We start from the raw sequence: 17,069 nt of genomic DNA on the forward strand, positions 1-17,069 counted from the left end.
CACTTCCTTCGCGTTCAGGAGCCCGGAGCGGCCACGACACCGAGCCCGGCGTCGTCCACGGCCGCCTCGCCGCGCCGGGCGAGGACCCGGTTGAGGGGGCGCAGATCGAAGATTCCGTCCAGGGCGGCACGGCTGCCGCCGAGCAGCCCGAGCCGTTCGGCCCGGTCGGCCTCCTCGGCGAGGGTCGCGGCGAGCGGGTCGGCGGTGAGACGGACGTGCCGCCAGGCCGCGTCGAGGACCCGCTCCGGCAGCGGGCGGCCGGTCAGTGACTCGATGGCCCGGTTGACGGCCGCCCGGCCCTCGGCGGGCCGGCTCTTCAGCCAGGCGTTGGTGCGTACCGCGCCGCGCAGCACGGCCTCGACGACGTCCGGATGGTCCCTCAGGAAGGAGGGGCTGACCACCACGAGGGCGGTGACGAACGCGCCGCCCTCCCACAGGTCCGCCTCGTCCAGCAGCACCCGCCCGCCGTCGGCGACGAGCTGCGCCGCCACCGGCTCCGGCACCCACGCCCCGTCGATCGCGCCGCGCCGGAAGCTGGTGGGGATCTCCTTGACGGACTGCCGTACGACCGTCACGTCCCCCCGGCCGGTGTGCGGGTCGATCTCCCAGCCCTGCTCCCGGATCCAGTGCAGCAGGGCCACGTCCTGCGTGTTGCCCGCCTCGGGCGTGGCGATCCGCAGCCCCCGGACGTCACTGCCGCGCACGCCGGCGTCCGCGTCGACGACCAGCGCGACTCCGCCCGACGCGGCGCCGGAGACGATCCGCAGCCCACGGCCGCCGGAGCGCAGGAAGCCGTTGATCGCGGGCGACGGGCCCATCCAGGCGATGTCCACGGCGCCCGCGTTGAGCGCCTCCAGCGCCGTGGGGCCGCCGTTGAACACCTGGGTGCGCAGCCGGGTGCCGCCCAGCTCCCGGGTGAGGAAGCCCTGCTGGACGGCGGCCAGCGGGGTGGCGTGGGTGACGTTGGCGAAGTAGCCGACCGAGACGGTCTGCGCCGACAGCGGCGGCCCACTGCCGGCGGCCGGTGCGGCCGCCACCCCCGGCGCCCGGGACCCGTAGCCGCAGCCCGCCGCGCCCAGGAGCAGCAGGAGCAGCGCCAGGGCCGCGCGGAGCGGACGCCGCGAGCGGCGGGACGTACGGCTGCGCTCAGGGAGCCGCATCGGGGGTCCCCGGAACGGTCGCGCCGACCATGCCCGCGGTCAGCGTGGCCCCGTCGGCCGGGTCGATCAGCACGAAGGAGCCGGTGCGCCGGCTGTCCTCGTAGCGGTCGAACGCCAGCCGCCCGGCGGTGCGCAGCGCCACCTGCCCGATCTCGTTGAGTTCCAGCCGTCCGGCGCCCTCGATCCGCCGGACGACCGCGCGCACGGTCCGCGTGGTGTGCCTCAGCAGCACGTGGTCCCCGGGCCGCAGCGGCCGCTCGTGCAGATGGCACACGGCCGCCTCGACGTCCCGGGACACCACGGGCGGCGCCGCCGCCGGGACGATCAGGTCGCCCCGGGAGACGTCCAGGTCGTCGGCCAGCCGCAGCGCGCCCGACTGCGGGGAGCACAGCGACTCGGCCGGGGCACCGAGGACGTCGACGCCGGTGACGGTGGTGGTCCGCCCGGACGGCAGCACGGTGACCCGGTCGCCGGCCCGCAGCTCACCGGCCGCGAGCTGACCCGCGTACAGGCGGGTGCCGCCGGAGCGGATGACGTACTGGACGGGGAAGCGGGCGGGCGCGCCGGCGGTGTTCTCGGTGACCGGCACGTTCTCCAGATGGGCCAGGACGGTCGGGCCGCCGTACCAGGCCATGCGCGGGGACGGCTCGACGACGTTGTCCCCGGCGAGCGCGGAGATCGGGATCGCGGTGACCTCGGGGATGCCGAGCCCGGCCGCGAGCCGGGTGAACTCCCCGGCGACCGCGGCGAACACGGACTGCTCGTGGCCGACGAGGTCCATCTTGTTGACGGCGAGCACCACGTGCGGCACCCGCAGCAGCGCCGCCACGGCCGCGTGCCGGCGGGTCTGCTCGGCCACGCCCTTGCGGGCGTCGACGAGGATCACGGTGAGGGCGGCGGTGGAGGCGCCGGTGACCATGTTCCGGGTGTACTGCACGTGGCCCGGGGTGTCGGCCAGGATGAACCGGCGGCGGGGCGTGGCGAAGTAGCGGTACGCCACGTCGATGGTGATGCCCTGCTCACGCTCGGCGCGCAGCCCGTCGGTGAGCAGGGCGAGGTCCGGTCCCTCGCCCAAGGACGCGCGGGCGACGGCCTCCATTTGGTCGGCCAGGACGGACTTGGAGTCGTGCAGCAGCCGTCCCACGAGGGTGGACTTGCCGTCGTCCACCGAGCCGGCGGTGGCCCAGCGGAGCAGGTCCGCCTCGGCCACCGGCGCCTCGCCGGGCCGGGAGGTGGGCATGGGGTTCATGTGTCCCTCCTGTGCGCCGGTCGCGGCGGTCAGCCGGGACCGGGCCTCCTGGAAGATGCCGCGCATCATCAGGGCGGCGGTGACGTGCGGGGGGTGGCCGAAAGCCGTCAGGTCGGCGGTCATCAGAAGTACCCCTCGCGCTTGCGGTCCTCCATCGCGGACTCCGACAGCCGGTCGTCGGCGCGGGTGGCGCCGCGTTCGGTGAGCCGGGAGGCGGTGATCTCGACGATCACCTCGTCGACGCCGGACGCCTCGGACAGCACCGCGCCGGTGCAGGACATGTCGCCGACGGTGCGGTAGCGCACCCGGCGTCTCTCCACCGGTTCGCCGTCCCTGGGGCCGCCCCAGTCGCCCGGGGCCAGCCACATGCCGGAACGCAGGAAGACCTCGCGCTCGTGCGCGAAGTAGATGGACGGCAGCTCGATGCCCTCGCGGGCGATGTACTGCCACACGTCCAGTTCGGTCCAGTTGCTCAGCGGGAACACCCGCACGTGCTCGCCGGGCAGATGGCGGCCGTTGTACAGCTGCCACAGCTCGGGCCGCTGGCGGCGCGGGTCCCAGGTGCCGAACTCGTCGCGCAGCGAGAACACCCGCTCCTTGGCGCGGGCCTTCTCCTCGTCGCGCCGCCCGCCGCCGAACACCGCGTCGAAGCCGCCGCCCCGGATCGCCTCCAGCAGCGGAAGCGTCTGGAGCGGGTTGCGGGTGCCGTCGGGACGTTCCCGCAGCACACCCCGGTCGATGTAGTCCTGTACGGAAGCCACATGGAGGGTGAGCCCATGGGCGGCCACCGCACGGTCCCGGTACGCCAGCACCTCCGGGAAGTTGTGCCCGGTGTCCACGTGCAGCAGCGCGAACGGCGGCGGCGCCGGCGCGAACGCCTTCAGCGCCAGATGCAGCATGACGACGGAGTCCTTGCCGCCGGAGAACAGCAGCACCGGCTTCTCGAACTCGCCGGCCACCTCGCGGAAGATGTACACCGCCTCGGACTCCAGCACGTCGGTGTGTGTGAGCCGGGCGGCCACGGTGCTCACAGCAGCCCCCGCTCAGCCATCAGCGCGTGCACGACGTCCACCGACTCGGCGACGGACTGGAGTTGCGTCTCCACCTTGGCGTCCGGCGACCGCGGCGGCTCGTACGGGTCGTCGACGCCGGTCAGCCCGGACAGCCGCCCGGCGCGGGCCTGCGCGTACAGGCCCTTCACGTCGCGCACCGCGCACACCTGGAGCGGGGTGGCGACATGCACCTCCAGATACGGCGTCCCGCTCGCCTCGTGCCGCTTGCGGACCGCCTCGCGGCTGTCGGCGTACGGCGCGATGACCGGGACCAGCACCAGGATGCCGTTGCGGGCCAGCACCTCGGCGACCAGGCCGATGCGCTGCACGTTGGTGTCGCGGTCCTCGCGGGTGAAGCCGAGGCCGGCGCTGAGGAAGGTGCGGATCTCGTCGCCGTCGAGCACCTCGACGCGATGCCCCTCCCGGGTGAGCCGGCTGGCCAGCGCCTGGGCCAGGGTCGTCTTGCCGGAGCTGGGCAGGCCGGTCAGCCAGACCGTGCCACCCCGGGTCGGCGGGGTCCTCATGCGCCGCTCCTCGCCGCCGGGGCCGCCGGGGCCGCCGTGGCGGCCAGGGGGGCGACGCCGTGCGCGGCGAGCACCGAGAAGCCGGGGGCGCACGCCTGCTCCAGCTCCTCCCGCTCGGCGCCGGGCAGGTCCCGCCAGGACGACGAGGGCGCGCCCACCTTGGCCGCGCACCTGCGCACCCAGTCCGCGTCCACGAAATCGGTGCCGAGGAACTCACCGACGCGGTGCAGGGACTCCTCGGGCGCGGCGAGCAGGTCCTCGTACCACAGGTGCAGCACGTTCTCCGGCGGCAGCTCGGACATCGCCGCCATGCCGCGCTTCATCTCGTCGGCCCAGTACGTGCCGAACAGCGACACCGGGACCCGGTAGTCCCGTACGGCCTCGGCGTCGAAGCGCTCCGGCAGGAACGGCAGCAGCTCCTCCGGTACGAAGCCGAGGTCGAGCTCGGTGTCGAGGGCCGGCTCCTCGGCGTACGGGTCGTGGCCCAGCGTCAGGTGCAGGGCCATCACCACGGCGGCCATCCGGAAGCCGGTGTGCCGGCTCATGGACAGGGCGGTGTCCCGGCCGTCGCGCACGATGTGCAGATGGCGGGCGTCGGGGAAGTGCTCACGGAACTGCGAGGCGAGGATCAGCGAGCCGCCGCTGCGCTCGGCCCACAGGGTCTTGCCGAAGCGGGCGCACAGCCAGCCGAAGAGGCGGTGGTAGTGCGCGCCGGCCCCGGCGTCCGGGAACCCGGCGACGGCCGCCTCCAGTTCGTCGTACAGCTCGTCCGGGGTCTCGGTGAGGTGGGGCAGCGTGGTGAGGAGGACTGCCGGGACGCCGGTGTCCGCCTGGAAGCGGGTGGTGGGGGAGGGGCGGTAGAGGACTTCCCCGGGGGCGAGGCCATGGGCGGTGAGGAGTTTGTTCACGGCGTTGCGGGAGGACAGGATCCGCCAGAACTCCGCTGCCGTGAGCGGGCCTTCGGGGAAGACCCGGGCGGTGATCCGGTACATGTCCGTGAGGTGGTTGAAGAGCTCCGACAGGCTGAGGACCTGGGGGTGCTCGCGCAGCAGCTCGGAGACCAGGGTGGAGCCGCAGCGGCCGGTGCCGGTGACGAAGACCTGGCCCGGGGCCGGTGAGGTCGGGGTGGGCATGCGCAGCTGTTCCTTCCGTGCGTCCTTGGGGTGGTGTCCACGGGTGGTGCGGGAAGGTGCGTCGACGGCGTCAGGAGCGGCGCAGCAGGGCCGCGTAGAGCGTCAGGCCGGGTCCGAAGGCCATGGCGACCACGGGGCCTTCGGTACGGGGCAGCCGTTGCAGGACCATCAGGACGGTGGGCGAGGAGCAGTTGCCGCACTCGTCGAGGACGCCGTACGACGCGTCCAGCGCGCCGGCCGGCAGGGCGAGGCGCTCGCCGACGACCTCCAGGATCCGCTTGCCGCCCGGATGCACGGCCCAGCCGGTGACCGCCTCGGGGGTCAGCCCGTGCGGGGCGAGCAGCTGGTCGCGGACCACCTCGCCGACGTGCTGCGCGAGCACGTCCGGGACCTTGGGCGACAGGCCCATCTTGAAGCCGAGGTCGGTGATCTGCCAGCTCATGTGGTCGGCGGTGGAGTGGTCGGTGACCGCGACGACGTCGATCACCTCGTAGCCGGTGTCCGCGTCGGGCTCCAGGACGACGGCGGCGGCCGCGTCGGCGAACAGGGCGTGCGCCACGATCTGTTCGATGTCCCGGGAGGGCGGCTGGACGTGCAGCGAGGTGAGTTCGAGGCACAACAGCACCGCCGGGCGGCCACGGGAGGCGACGAAGTCGGAGACGGCGCCCAGCGACGGGACGGCGGCGTAGCAGCCCATGTGGCCGATGAACAGCCGCTGCACCTTGCTGCTCATGCCCAGTTCGTCGGCGAGCCGTAAGTCCAGTCCCGGTGTGGTGTAGCCGGTGCAGGACGCCACGGCCAGCAGGCCGACGTCCTGCGGGGCCAGGCCCGCCGACTCCAGGGCGTCCGCGACCGTGCGCCTGCCGAGCGGGACGGCCTCGTCGATGTAACGGGCCATGCGCTGTCCGGTGCTCCAGCCCGACACCTCCTTCTCGGCGCGCGGGTCCACGGCGGTCGAGCGGGAGCTGATGCCGGAATTCTCGAATATCCGGCGGGCCAGCGGAAAACCGTCGTAGTGCTCGAGGAAAAAGTCCTGCCACAGCTCGTCCTGGCTGTTCCGGGCGCCCGGAAATGAATGTGAGGAACCGGTGATGACAGGGCGCGCCGCAGTGCGCGCCGCACGTCGGACGGGAGCGATTTTCTCTTCGAGATGCATGCGTGATTCCTTTGTTTCGGTCAGTTTCGGGCAGCGGAAAACAGCCGCTCGGGCGAAAGACGGGAGAGGGAATCGTGCGTGCCGAAGCGGTCGGCCCGGGCGTCTTTGCGCAGGCCAGACCGCTGAAATGGCGCTCGGTGAAGTACGCCGGCAGGGCGTACGAAGACAGAAGAAAGAGTGGTCAGCTCTCCCCCGTTCGAACCGGATGTCGATTCGATGTCCTCAGTCAAGCACACGCGCTTCACTGGAATCAAATGTTCCGCTGTTAAATTCTTCGGCGCGAATAATTAACGGCAAAAGATACCGGCCTGTCTCCCGGTGAACGCGAGAGACAGGCCGACGTGGTTATATCTGCGCTATTTCAGCCAGTGCCCGCTTTGATTTCGGTCAGTGCGCGTACGGGTTCTTCGGGCGGTTCGCCGTCCAGCCGGGCCCCCTCGATGTCCAGGTCGGGCAGCAGCCGCTCCAGCGGCCGTGGCAGCCACCACGCGCCGCGGCCCACCATGGCGAGGACCGCCGGCACCAGCGTCATCCGCACGACGAAGGCGTCCACCAGCACACCGAACGCCAGGGAGAAGGCGATGGGTTTGACGATGGCGTCCTGCGTGGTCACGAAACTGGCGAAGACGAAGAACATGATCAACGCCGCCGCAGTGACCACCCGGGAGGCATGCCCGGCGCCGTCCACCACGGCGTCCCGGGCCCGCCCGGTGCGCACCCACTCCTCGCGCATGCCGGAGACGAGGAACACCTCGTAGTCCATCGCCAGTCCGAAAAGCACCGCCATCAGCACGATGGGCAGGAAGCTGACGACCGGTCCGGTACTGGCCACGCCGAGCGCGTCCGCGAGCCAGCCCCACTGGAACACCGCCACGACCGCGCCGAAGGACGCCGCCACCGACAGCAGGAAGCCGGCCGTCGCCTTGACCGGCACGACCAGTGACCGGAAGACGAGCAGCAGCAGCACCAGGCACAGGCCCACCACCACGGCCGCGAACGGCAGCAGCGAGGCGCTCAGCCGGTCGGAGACGTCGATGCCGATCGCGGTGGTGCCGGTGACGGAGACGGTGGCGCCGGTCTCCCGCTCGATCGCGGCGGCGTCGCCGCGGACGGCGTCGACCAGATCCCGCGTGGACTCGTCCTGCGGGCCGCCCTCGGGCACGACCTGGATCACCGCCCGCCCGGTCCCGGGCGCGTACTGCGGCTGCCCGGCCTTCACGACACCCGGCACCTGCCGCAACCGCCCGGCCACGGCGGCCACCTGCCGCTGTCCGGCCTCCCCTTGTGTGCCCGCCTCGGCGAGCACCAGCAGCGGGCCGTTGAATCCCGGGCCGAAGGTGCCGGCGACGGTGTCGTAGGTCTCGCGCTGCGACGTCCCGTGCGCGGCCGTGCCGTTGTCGGGCAGCGCGAGGCGCAGATCGGCGGCGGGGACGGCGAGGGTGACCAGGGCGGCGACGGCGGCGAGGACGACGAGGAGGGGGCGGCGGGTGACGAGACGGGCCCAGCGCTGCCCCATGACGGACGGCGGCCGGGGCGGGGAGTCCCCGTCGAGCGGGACGGGCGCGTTCCCGTCCCCGTGTGGGCCTTCCTTGCCGGGCGTGCCGTCCCCGTGTGCGCCGGTGACGTTCCCGTCCCCGCCCGCGCCCCTGTCCCCGGCTTCGCGGGTGCCCGCCCGCGGCGCCGCCGTGGCCCGCCGCGCCGCCCGTGACCCCGGGCTCGGTCGCAGCCGGGCGCCCGCCAGGCCGAACAGCGCCGGCAGCAGCGTCACCGCGACCAGCACCGCGATCAGCACGGTCGCCGCCGCGCTCAGGCCCATGACGGTGAGGAACGGGATGCGGACGACCATCAGCCCCAGCAGGGCGATGACGACCGTGGTCCCCGCGAAGACCACCGCGCTGCCCGCCGTTGCGACCGCGCGTCCCGCGGACTCGCGCGGATCCATTCCCCGGGCCAGCTGCGTTCGGTGCCGGGACAGCACGAACAGGGCGTAGTCGATCCCCACGGCCAGCCCCAGCATCAGCGCGAGGCTCAGCGCGGTCGACGACACCGTCACCCCCGAGGACACCGCCAGCAGTCCCGCTAGCGAGGTGCCGACGCCGGCGAACGCGGTCAGCAGGGGCATCCCGGCGGCGAGCAGCGAGCCGAAGGTGACGGCGAGCACCGCCAGCGCGACGACCACGCCGAGGAGTTCGAGGACGCTCGGTGTCAGCACGCCGTTGCCGTACGCCTGTCCGCCGACGGACACCTCCAGCCCGGCCTCCTCGGCGGCCCGCGTCGTCTCCTCCAGCGCGTCGAGCGTGCCGTCGTCCAGGGCGGAACGGCTCACGTCGTAGTTGACCTGCGCCAGCGCGGTCCGCCCGTCGGGAGTCACGGTCCCGGCGCGCTCCGGCGGGACGACCGCCGCGACCTGCGGGGCGTCCCGCGCGGCGGTGAGCGTGCGCCGGATCGCCTGTGCGGTCCGCGGATCGCTCACCTCACCCCCCTCGGGAGCGGTGAACACGATCTGCGCGCTGGTCCCGGCCGCCGCCGGGAAGTCCTCGGCCATCGTGTCCTGGGCCCGCTGGGACTCGGAGCCGGGAATCGTGAACTCGTTGTCCAGCTTGCCGCCCACGGCGACCAGCGCGCAGACGGCACCGGCCAGCACGGCCAGCCAGGCCGCCAGGACGAGCCGCCGGCGGCGGTACGCGCCGAGGCCGAGCCGATAGAGCCAAGTCGCCACGGAGATGCTCCTCGTGCAGTAGTGGCAGTGCGGTGGGGGTGGTCCTCGGGGAGGGGACGACGGCCGGGGTGGGCCCCGGGAGCCGGGCCGGGGCGGGTGCGGCCGGCGCCGGGCGGGCTCAGGCCTTCACGGTCGTACTCCCTCCCGCCAGCTCCAGCCGCAGCCCGCTCGCCGTCACCGCGAGCCGCTCCGGTTCCAGACCGAGCGGCAGCCCGGACAGGTCCAGTTCCCGCGGGGTCCCGCCGAGCAGTTGGGCGGCGAGGGCGTCCGGGACCGTGCGCTCGCCCACCTTCACCGTGGTGCGCTCGAAGCGGATGCCCCGCTCGTGCAGCTCCGGCCGGAAACCGACGGCGATCCGCCCGGCGGGCCCGGCGTGCACGACGAGTTCGCCGGTGCCGGGGTCGGGGATGACGGCGGCGGTGCCCAGCGCGCCCCCGGTCATGGTGGCGACGGCGTCCGCGAGCGCGGCGCCGGCCAGTTCGGCGCTGACCCGGGTGTCGGCCACGGACAGCCCGTCGCCGGTGCGCACCACGTCGTCCAGCTCGGCATGCAGATCCACCCCGGTGAACCGGCGGAAGGTCGCGCCCTCGCCGGAGACCTCGACCCGGGAGAAGGATCCGCGGGCCAGCTGCACCATCACCGGCGTCGGGCCGAAGCCGACGTCCAGCGCCGTGTGCAGCCGGCGCTCCATACGGTCCGCGAGCCGGTCGGCCGCCCGGTCGCGTGCCACCGCCTCGGCGACACCTCCGGCCGCCAGCACCGCGCCGGCCGCGCCCAGGGCGACCAGCCGGGCCCGCCGCGAGCCCCCGCCGCGGGCCGTACGCCCCCTCCGAAAAAGTGTCATGACTGACAGCATAGCGAAAGTGTCATGACTGACAGATTCTGTACCGTCGGTTTTCCGCCTGCGATACTCCTCACATGGCAACCCTCGACACTCCCCACGCCGCGTCCGGCGGCCGGCGCGAGGCGCACAAGGCGGCCACGCGCAAGGCCCTCCAGGAGGCGGCGCACCGCATGTTCGAGGAACGCGGGTACGCCCGGACCACGGTGCGCGACATCGCGGCGGCCGCCGGGGTCACCGAGCGGACGTTCTTCCGCTACTTCCCCTCCAAGGAGGACCTCGTCCTCGACGAGACCCTCGACCTCGCCCCGGTCATGCGCGCCCGGGTGATCGCCCGGCCCGCCGAGGAGGACCCGTACTCCGCCGTGCTGGGCGCGGCCCTTGACCTCGTGGCCGACGGCGGTGTCGGCCTGATGTTCAGCGGCCCGCCGCAGCGCTTCCCCGGCCGGCCGCTGCGTCAGTTCCTGCCGGTGCTCAGCCAGTTCGAGACCGAGCTCACGCAGGCCGTGCGGGAACGTCTCGCACGGCAGGAGCCCGAGGCGGCCACGCCCCTGCGGGCCGCGGTGCTCGCGCGGGCCGCGATCGGCGCGATCCGCTCGGCGCTGTTCACGTACGCTGCCCTGCCGGAGGAGGAGCGCGGCGCGGCCGTCGCCGGGGAACTGCTGCGCACGGCCTTCGGTCACCTGCGCGCGGGCTGAACCCGCACCGCCCCGGCAGGGACCCCGCGAGGCCATTGCCCCGGCAAACACTCCATGAGTAGCCTGTGTTCGCCATTCCGGCCGCATGTTGAAATTTCGAACGCAGTGCCCAGGTCGACGCAGCACCCGACCCGGCAGCACACCCAGCCGTAGGCCGCAGACGCAAGTCTCAGAACGCAAGGGAGGGGGCCGGCCGTGGGACGCCTCGTACCTGCCGTGACCCGGGCTCTCGACATCCTGGAGCTCTTCCTCGACGGGGACGGCACGCTCTCCGCCCCCGACATCGTGCGCAAGCTCCAGCTGCCGCGCACCACCGTGCACGAGCTGGTCACCACACTCGCCGCCCGGTCGTACATCGTGCAGATCCCCGGCCAGCCGGGCCGCTACCGGCTCGGCGTACGGCCGTACCAGCTGGGCAGCCGCTACGCCGAGCAGCTCGACCTCGCCGCCGAGGGCGGGCAGGTCGCCCGGTCCGTCGCCGAGACCTGCGACGAGACCGTGCACGTGGCGATCCTGGAGGGCACGGACGTCATCTACATCGCCAAGGTCGACTCCACGCACGCCGTGCGCATGGTCTCCGCGGCCGGCCGGCGCCTGCCGGCCCACTGCACCTCCGTCGGCAAGATGCTGCTGGCCTCCCTGCCCGAGCAGGAGCTCGCGTCCCGCCTGCCCGACGGCGCCGCGCTCACCGCGATGACGCCGAACAGCATCACCGACCCCGCGGCACTGCGCGCGGCCCTCGCCGGGATCCGGCAGCGGGGCGTCGCGGTGGAGAGCCGTGAGTCCAACCCGGACGTCTCCTGCGTCGCCGCTCCGGTCCGTGACCGCACCGGCCAGGTGGTGGCCGCCCTCTCCATCTCGGTGCCGATGATCCGCTGGAGCGACGAGCGCCGCGCCGAGCTGGAACAGCTGGCCGTGAAGGGCGCGATGGAGCTGTCCGGACGACTGGGCCACCGGAGCGCCGTATGACGCCCTGCGAGGTGGCGGTGCGCGCCGAGGCGGTGCTGGGGGAGGGCCCGACGTGGGACACGCACGCCGGCCGGCTGATCTGGATCGACATCCTGGGCTGCCGGCTGCACACCTACGACCCCGCCACCGGCCGCCGTACGACCCGCACCACGCACCAGCACATCGGCGCCGCCAAGCCGCGCGCGGGCGGCGGGATGGTCCTCAGCCTGCGGGACGGAGTGGGCCTGCTGGACCCGGACGGCACCTTCCGCCGGCTCCACCACGACCCGGTCCCCGGCCGCCGTGCCAACGACGCCGCCGTGGCGCCGGACGGCGCGCTGTGGGCGGGCACCATGCGCTACGACGAGGCGCCGGGCGGCGGCACGCTCAGCCGCGTCGCGCCCGACGGCTCGGTGGAGGTCGTCCTCGACGACGTGGCGGTGAGCAACGGCACCGGCTGGAGTCCCGACGGCCGCCTCATGTACTACGTCGACTCCCCGACCCGCCGCGTCGACGTCTTCGACCACGCCGACGGCCGGGTCGGCCGCCGCCGCACCCTGGTGGAGATCGAGCAGGGCGCCGGATACCCCGACGGCCTCACGGTCGACGCCGACGGCTGTGTGTGGGTGGCCCTGTGGGACGGAGGGGCGATACGCCGCTACACGCCCGCCGGCGAGCTGGACCGGGTGCTGCGCCTGCCGGTTCCCCGCCCCACGGCCTGCGCCTTCGGCGGTGCGGACCTGACGGACCTGTACATCACGACGGCCCGCACCGGTCTGACCTCCCCGACGCCGCTGTCCGGCTCGCTGCTGGTGCTCCCCGGCGCCGGAACGGGCCTGGCCCAGCCGCCGTTCGCGGGCTAGGGGCCTGCCGCCCGTCCCGAAGCCCGGCTACGCCAGCCCCGCCGCCTTGCGCTCCTCGCTCGTCAGCGGGGGGCCGGCGAGTGCCGGCCGCAACGGCCCCACCGCCGCCGCCAGCAGGACCGAGGGGGCCAGCAGCACCTGCGAGCCCCGCTCCAGCGACGTCACGTCGGTCACCCGGCGGGCGATCCTGCCGTTGCCGGTGGCCGTGTACATGAGCCGGTCGACGTACGACGCCACGAGCCGGTCCCTGAGCGTGGGGCCGTCCGCGGTGGCGCCGGGGCAGAACACGTCCTGGCCGATGGCCAGGTCCCAGGCGGCGCCGACCGGCCGGGCCAGCGCCTTCTGCACCCGGCGGGAGAGCCCCGGCGCCGCCCAGCCGTGCCGCCTCGTCAGGTCGCGCAGCAGCAGCGCGCACTGCGCGGCGGCCGCCAGGCCATGACCGTAGACCGGGTTGAAGGAGGCGAGCGCGTCGCCGAGGACGGTGAAGTTCCCGGGCCAGGCCGGCATCCGCTCGTAGAGGTACCGGCGGTTGACGGTGCTGCGGGTGAACGACACCCCGGACAGCGGCTCCGCCCGTTCCAGCAGCTCGCCGATGAGAGGGTGCCGGAGGTCCTCGCGGGCGAACCGCACGAAGTCGTCCTCGGCGGCGGACGGTTCGCCGCCGCGGGTCCCCGACAGGGTGACGATCCACCGGCCGTCCTCGATCGGCAGCAGGAAGCCCGCCCGGCCCGGTCCGCCGTCCCGCGGGTCGGACTGCACGTTGACGACCGGGAAGCCGCCGCGGGCGTCCTCGGGGGCGAGGTAGAGGCGGCTGGCGTACGCCAGTCCGGGGTCGACCTTCCGCTGCCGGGCCGCGGGAAGTCCCAGGCAGGTCAGCCAGTTGGCGGCCGCCGAGCCGCGCCCGGTGGCGTCGACGACCATGCCCGCCTCGATGACGCGCTCGTCTCCGGTGCCGCGTTCGCGCACGCGGACCCCGGTGACGGCCGCCGCGGAGCCCTCGAGTCCGAGCGCCCGCGTGCTCTGGAGGACCTCGACCCGGGTGTCCGCGAGCACCTGCGCGCGGATCGTCGCGTCCAGCAGGTCCCGGCCGGCCAGGAGCACGTGATGCGACTCGGGCCAGCGGCGGAACCAGCCCTGCCGCGACAGGGCGACCATGTCCGTCGTGACGGGCAGCCGGCGTGCCCCGGCCTCCAGCAGGGCCTCGGTGACACCCGGCACCAGCGCCTCCACGGCCCGCGCGCCGCCGGACCACAGCATGTGGGCGTGCCGCGCCTGCGGCAGCCCCCTGCGGGGCGCGGGGCCCGCGGGCAGCACGTCCCGCTCCACCACGACGACCCGGTCGGCGAACTCCGCCAGCGCGCGCGCCGCGAGCATGCCGGCGTGTGATCCCCCCAGGACGACGGCGGTTCTGGCGGGGACGGACGGTTCAGTCATGCGCGGACACACTCTCTGCCGGGGCGGCGGCGCGGGCGCGCACCGCCTTGATCTCGTCGGGACTGCGAAGGACCTGGGACACCGCGTGGATCTCCCGCAGGAGATAGGTGCTGTCCGGTTCGGACGGCGCGGCGCCGCGGCCGTGGTCCCGGGACCGCTCGCGGGCGTCGACGGCGTCCAGGATCGTGACGGCGGCGGCCAGGGCCTGCGCCCGGCCCCGCTCGAACCCGAGGCCGAGCGCCGCGTCGTAGGCCCGTGCGCGCAGTTCCTCGTCGAGATGGCGGGCGAGCTGCAGCAGCGCGTCACGGATGAACGTCTCGCGCCGGATCAGGCGCAGTTCGGCAGGGGCCTGCGGGGCGAAGGGCTCACGGCCGGCGCTGACGGCCCGCATCAGCAGGGCCAGGGGGCGCAGCTGCCGGTGGCGGGCCCGGACCCGCCAGTGCTCCTGGAGGTACTGGCCGGCGTGCGGCACGATGAAGCCGACCGCGACCAGGGTCGCGGAGACACAGGCGGCCGCCGGCGCCACGTCGGTGCTCAGCCAGTCCAGGTCGTGGCCGGTCCAACGGGCCACGATGGCGGTGAGCTTGGAGGCGTCGAAGAACAGGTTCGTCGCGTAGCCGACGCCCAGCAGCCGCAGCCCCCAGCGCAGCCAGGCGTCGAGGCCGTCGGTGCGGATCCAGTTCCAGATCAGCCGGGCCGTGATCGCGCAGGCGACGGTGTGCGCGGTCAGGTAGAGCAGGATCTGCTCGCGCATGAAGGGGGTGGTGGCGTAGTACGTGTCCAGGTCGCGGAGCCGTTCCACGGGCGCGTCGGCCAGCCAGAAGAGCGTCCACAGGGCGACGATCACACCGGCGTAGACGGCGACGACCAGGCGGACCGCGCGGCGCGTGCGGTTGGCGCGGTCGGTCAGCCCGTTGCGCCAGGCGATGATCAGCAGCAGCCAGGACGCGCAGAGCGCGGTGAGCAGGGAGTACACCAGAGGCGCCGAGATGTTGGGCACGCCGGTGACCCGGTTCGTCCAGGCGATGGTCCTCGGGGCCGCGAAGACGAACACGGCGCAGGCGAAGAGCAGCAGACCGCCGACGGCCCGCAGCAGCGGGTCCCGCCACATCTTGATGATGCTGGGCAGCTTGATCGCCAGGGCAGCGGTCAGTACGAGGGCGGGCAGCCAGAAGGTCATGTGCACCTCGCCGGGGAGGGCGCCTGCGGGGGGCCCGCCGGCGGCACGGAGGCGTTCGTCACCGCTGTGCACCCTTTCGTCCGCGGTAGCCCATGGAACGCTGCACGGGGTCGAGCGAGTCGTCGTGGCCGCCGTCGCCGCAGACGAGGGGCCGGAACCGGGCGGCGAGGCGGTGGCCGAACTCGTCGGCCTCGGCCTCCTCCCGGCGGCGCGAGCCGTTGCGGGCGGCGGCGCCGAGGGCGGTGCCGGGGCCGGAGCGGTCCACGAGGGCGTGTGCCGCGGCCGTCCCGGCGACCTGCTGGTGGTCGTGTCCGGCGAACATGTGCCACAACTCATGGCCGAGGATGACCAGTTGCTGCAGTGCTTCGGCGCGCTCCTCGACGATGACCAGGTCGAAGTCCTGGAACTCCACCCACAGTCCGGTCACTTCGATCTCGTCGGGGAACCGCTCGAAGCGCAGCTCGACGCGGCGTCCGCCGCGTTGCTCGCTCATCGCCTCGCACAGCGCCCGGCACAGGTCAGGCAGGTCGGCGGGTGGACGGGGGCGGGTCCGCAGGGCGGTGCCGAGGTCGGCGACCAGCGTGCGCATGGCCGAACCACGCCGCCGGCGCCGCAGCGCCGCGAGATCCATCGCACCCCCTCTCCCCGCCGGTCGACGGGCGGTTCGAGACTACGCGGCCGGAAGTGTCCGCGTCATGGGGTCGAGCGACCGTGGTTCAACCGAAAACGACCGAGGGCTGCCCGAAGCGAGGCCGCCGTGGCGGCGGTGCGGTGACGGCCGGCCCACGACGGACGCCGCCGCGCGGGACATCGCCGCACAGGTTCCCGGTGGGGATCTTCGGCGATCCGCGGCGCGGCGGCAGCGGCGGGTACCGGGCGGCGCGAGGCTTCGGCGATCACGGTCGCCGGCATCGTCCGGACCGCGGACGGACCGATCGTGCCCGGTGCCCGGCGAACGCGCGACCGGGCTGACGTACCGGGGTTCGGCGGAGCCGCAGCCACCCCGGTGGATCCCGGCAGTGCCTCTAGTAGACGCCGGACACCAGTTCCAGCGCCTCGCCGAGTCCGGCCGGCCTCGGCATCCCCGCCGGTGCGGAGCCGGCCCACCCCGTGCCGCCGAGGACGACCAGCGGGCGGCGGCGGGCGCCTCGGGCACCCCAGCGGGCGGCGGCGACATGCGCCGCCAGCGCCGTGCTCGCCGTGCTGCGGGCCTGCGCCCACAGGACCACGACGGGCGGGCCGAGCCGCCGGACCGCCGCGGTGAGCGCCTCCGCCGGTACGGCCGCTCCGAACATCCGGGTGGGCACCCCGCGCTCGCACAGCGCGGCGGTGAGTGCCTCCAGGGCGAGGGTGTGCTGCTCCCCGGGCACGCAGGCCAGCACGACCGGGCCGGGGACGGTCGGGAGGGACGGTTCCGGTGGCGGCGCGGGGGAGCTCACCAGCCGGGTGGCGCGGCGCAGCGTGGTCGAGACGTGCCAGGACAGGAGGTGCTCGACCTCGACGTAGCGGTCGCCCGAGGTCTCCCATTTGCGGCCCACGGCGTGCAGCACCGGCATCATGACGTCGTGCCAGGCGCGGACGACGCCATGACGGTCGACGGCGGCGGCCAGGAGCTCGTCCACCGCCGGGGCGTCCAGCCGCACGGCGGCCCGGGCGAGGCCCCGGCACTCCTGGCGCACGTCGCCCAGCGGGAGGGCGCCGGCGGCGTGGGAGCGGCCCTCGCCGTCCGGTCCGCCGTCGTCGGGACGGGACACGCCGGGACGGGACGAGCGGGGACCGGACACGCCGGGGCCGGACGGATCCGAGCCGGACGGATCCGAGCCGGACGGATCCGAGCCGGACGGATCGGAGCCGGAGACGTCGGCACCGGCGCGCGCGGCGCGGGCGGCCTCCGCGGGCGGTATCCCCGCGGACGTCAGCCGGCACATCGCCTCCAGCACCGCCACGTCCTCCGGTGACCAGCGGCGATGCCGCCCCTCGGTCCGCACCCGCGTGCCGACTCCGTACCGGCGGTCCCAGGAGCGCAGGGTCGTCGGCGAGACACCGAGCCGCCGGGCCAGGGCACCGGTCGTCAGACCCACCTCGGAGACCGGCTCCCTCTCCCGTGCCATG

Annotated in this window: 15 protein-coding genes; 3 read left to right on the forward strand and 12 right to left on the reverse strand. The window is 74.1% G+C overall.

The features are described 5' to 3' along the window. Positions 1-14: 14 nt before the first annotated feature. From ACGF8A_RS04160 to ACGF8A_RS04195, 8 genes are all read right to left on the reverse strand, one after another. Complete coding sequence (locus ACGF8A_RS04160; RefSeq protein WP_393104013.1) at positions 15-1,160, reverse strand: ABC transporter substrate-binding protein; 1,146 nt, start codon at positions 1,158-1,160, stop codon at positions 15-17. Then, positions 1,147-2,532 carry a sulfate adenylyltransferase subunit 1 gene (locus ACGF8A_RS04165; protein WP_393104015.1) on the reverse strand — a complete coding sequence of 462 codons (1,386 nt, stop codon included), beginning with the start codon at positions 2,530-2,532 and terminating at the stop codon, positions 1,147-1,149. The genes ACGF8A_RS04160 and ACGF8A_RS04165 overlap by 14 nt, the downstream gene beginning before the upstream one ends. Beyond that, complete coding sequence (cysD, locus tag ACGF8A_RS04170) at positions 2,532-3,440, reverse strand: sulfate adenylyltransferase subunit CysD (RefSeq protein WP_393104017.1); 909 nt, start codon at positions 3,438-3,440, stop codon at positions 2,532-2,534. The genes ACGF8A_RS04165 and cysD overlap by 1 nt, the downstream gene beginning before the upstream one ends. Then, positions 3,437-3,985 carry an adenylyl-sulfate kinase gene (cysC, locus tag ACGF8A_RS04175; RefSeq protein ID WP_393104019.1) on the reverse strand — a complete coding sequence of 183 codons (549 nt, stop codon included), beginning with the start codon at positions 3,983-3,985 and terminating at the stop codon, positions 3,437-3,439. The genes cysD and cysC overlap by 4 nt, the downstream gene beginning before the upstream one ends. After that, the gene (locus ACGF8A_RS04180) at positions 3,982-5,118 is read right to left on the reverse strand and encodes a sulfotransferase family protein (protein ID WP_393104021.1); all 1,137 of its coding nucleotides are present in this window, start codon (positions 5,116-5,118) and stop codon (positions 3,982-3,984) included. Before ACGF8A_RS04180 ends, cysC begins: the two co-directional genes overlap by 4 nt. Before the next feature lie 70 nt (positions 5,119-5,188). Beyond that, positions 5,189-6,274, reverse strand: a complete 1,086-nt coding sequence (locus ACGF8A_RS04185; RefSeq protein ID WP_393104023.1) for a type III polyketide synthase — start codon at positions 6,272-6,274, stop codon at positions 5,189-5,191. A 361-nt stretch (positions 6,275-6,635) separates the two neighbouring features. Next, positions 6,636-8,993 (reverse strand): MMPL family transporter, encoded by a 2,358-nt coding sequence (locus ACGF8A_RS04190; protein ID WP_393104025.1) that lies wholly within the window; start codon positions 8,991-8,993, stop codon positions 6,636-6,638. A gap of 118 nt (positions 8,994-9,111) precedes the next feature. After that, positions 9,112-9,837: a DUF2993 domain-containing protein gene (locus tag ACGF8A_RS04195; protein WP_393104027.1), complete on the reverse strand. Its 726-nt coding sequence runs from the start codon at positions 9,835-9,837 to the stop codon at positions 9,112-9,114. 74 nt (positions 9,838-9,911) lie between these two features. Between ACGF8A_RS04195 and ACGF8A_RS04200 the strand changes: the two genes are divergently transcribed. The 3 genes from ACGF8A_RS04200 to ACGF8A_RS04210 all read left to right on the forward strand — a co-directional run bounded on the left by ACGF8A_RS04200 (position 9,912) and on the right by ACGF8A_RS04210 (position 12,343). Further along, positions 9,912-10,532 (forward strand): helix-turn-helix domain-containing protein, encoded by a 621-nt coding sequence (locus ACGF8A_RS04200; protein ID WP_393104029.1) that lies wholly within the window; start codon positions 9,912-9,914, stop codon positions 10,530-10,532. A gap of 195 nt (positions 10,533-10,727) precedes the next feature. Then, positions 10,728-11,501: an IclR family transcriptional regulator gene (locus ACGF8A_RS04205; RefSeq protein ID WP_393104031.1), complete on the forward strand. Its 774-nt coding sequence runs from the start codon at positions 10,728-10,730 to the stop codon at positions 11,499-11,501. Beyond that, entirely contained in the window at positions 11,498-12,343 is an 846-nt protein-coding gene (locus ACGF8A_RS04210) for an SMP-30/gluconolactonase/LRE family protein (protein WP_393104033.1), read from the forward strand. The genes ACGF8A_RS04205 and ACGF8A_RS04210 overlap by 4 nt, the downstream gene beginning before the upstream one ends. A 27-nt stretch (positions 12,344-12,370) precedes the next feature. On the opposite strand, the gene ACGF8A_RS04215 is transcribed toward ACGF8A_RS04210, so the two are convergent. The 4 genes from ACGF8A_RS04215 to ACGF8A_RS04230 form a co-directional block, all read right to left on the reverse strand. Further along, positions 12,371-13,777, reverse strand: coding sequence for an NAD(P)/FAD-dependent oxidoreductase (locus tag ACGF8A_RS04215; RefSeq protein WP_393104035.1), 1,407 nt, complete (start codon positions 13,775-13,777; stop codon positions 12,371-12,373). Then, positions 13,770-14,957 carry an MAB_1171c family putative transporter gene (locus tag ACGF8A_RS04220; protein ID WP_393104037.1) on the reverse strand — a complete coding sequence of 396 codons (1,188 nt, stop codon included), beginning with the start codon at positions 14,955-14,957 and terminating at the stop codon, positions 13,770-13,772. The genes ACGF8A_RS04215 and ACGF8A_RS04220 overlap by 8 nt, the downstream gene beginning before the upstream one ends. A gap of 58 nt (positions 14,958-15,015) precedes the next feature. Further along, positions 15,016-15,588, reverse strand: a complete 573-nt coding sequence (locus ACGF8A_RS04225; protein WP_393104039.1) for a toxin-antitoxin system, toxin component family protein — start codon at positions 15,586-15,588, stop codon at positions 15,016-15,018. A gap of 394 nt (positions 15,589-15,982) precedes the next feature. Then, complete coding sequence (locus tag ACGF8A_RS04230; protein ID WP_393104041.1) at positions 15,983-17,068, reverse strand: MerR family transcriptional regulator; 1,086 nt, start codon at positions 17,066-17,068, stop codon at positions 15,983-15,985. Position 17,069: the final 1 nt, after the last annotated feature.

The organism is Streptomyces sp. NPDC047706 (genome assembly GCF_043204795.1).
Taxonomy (GTDB): Bacteria; Actinomycetota; Actinomycetes; order Streptomycetales; family Streptomycetaceae; genus Streptomyces.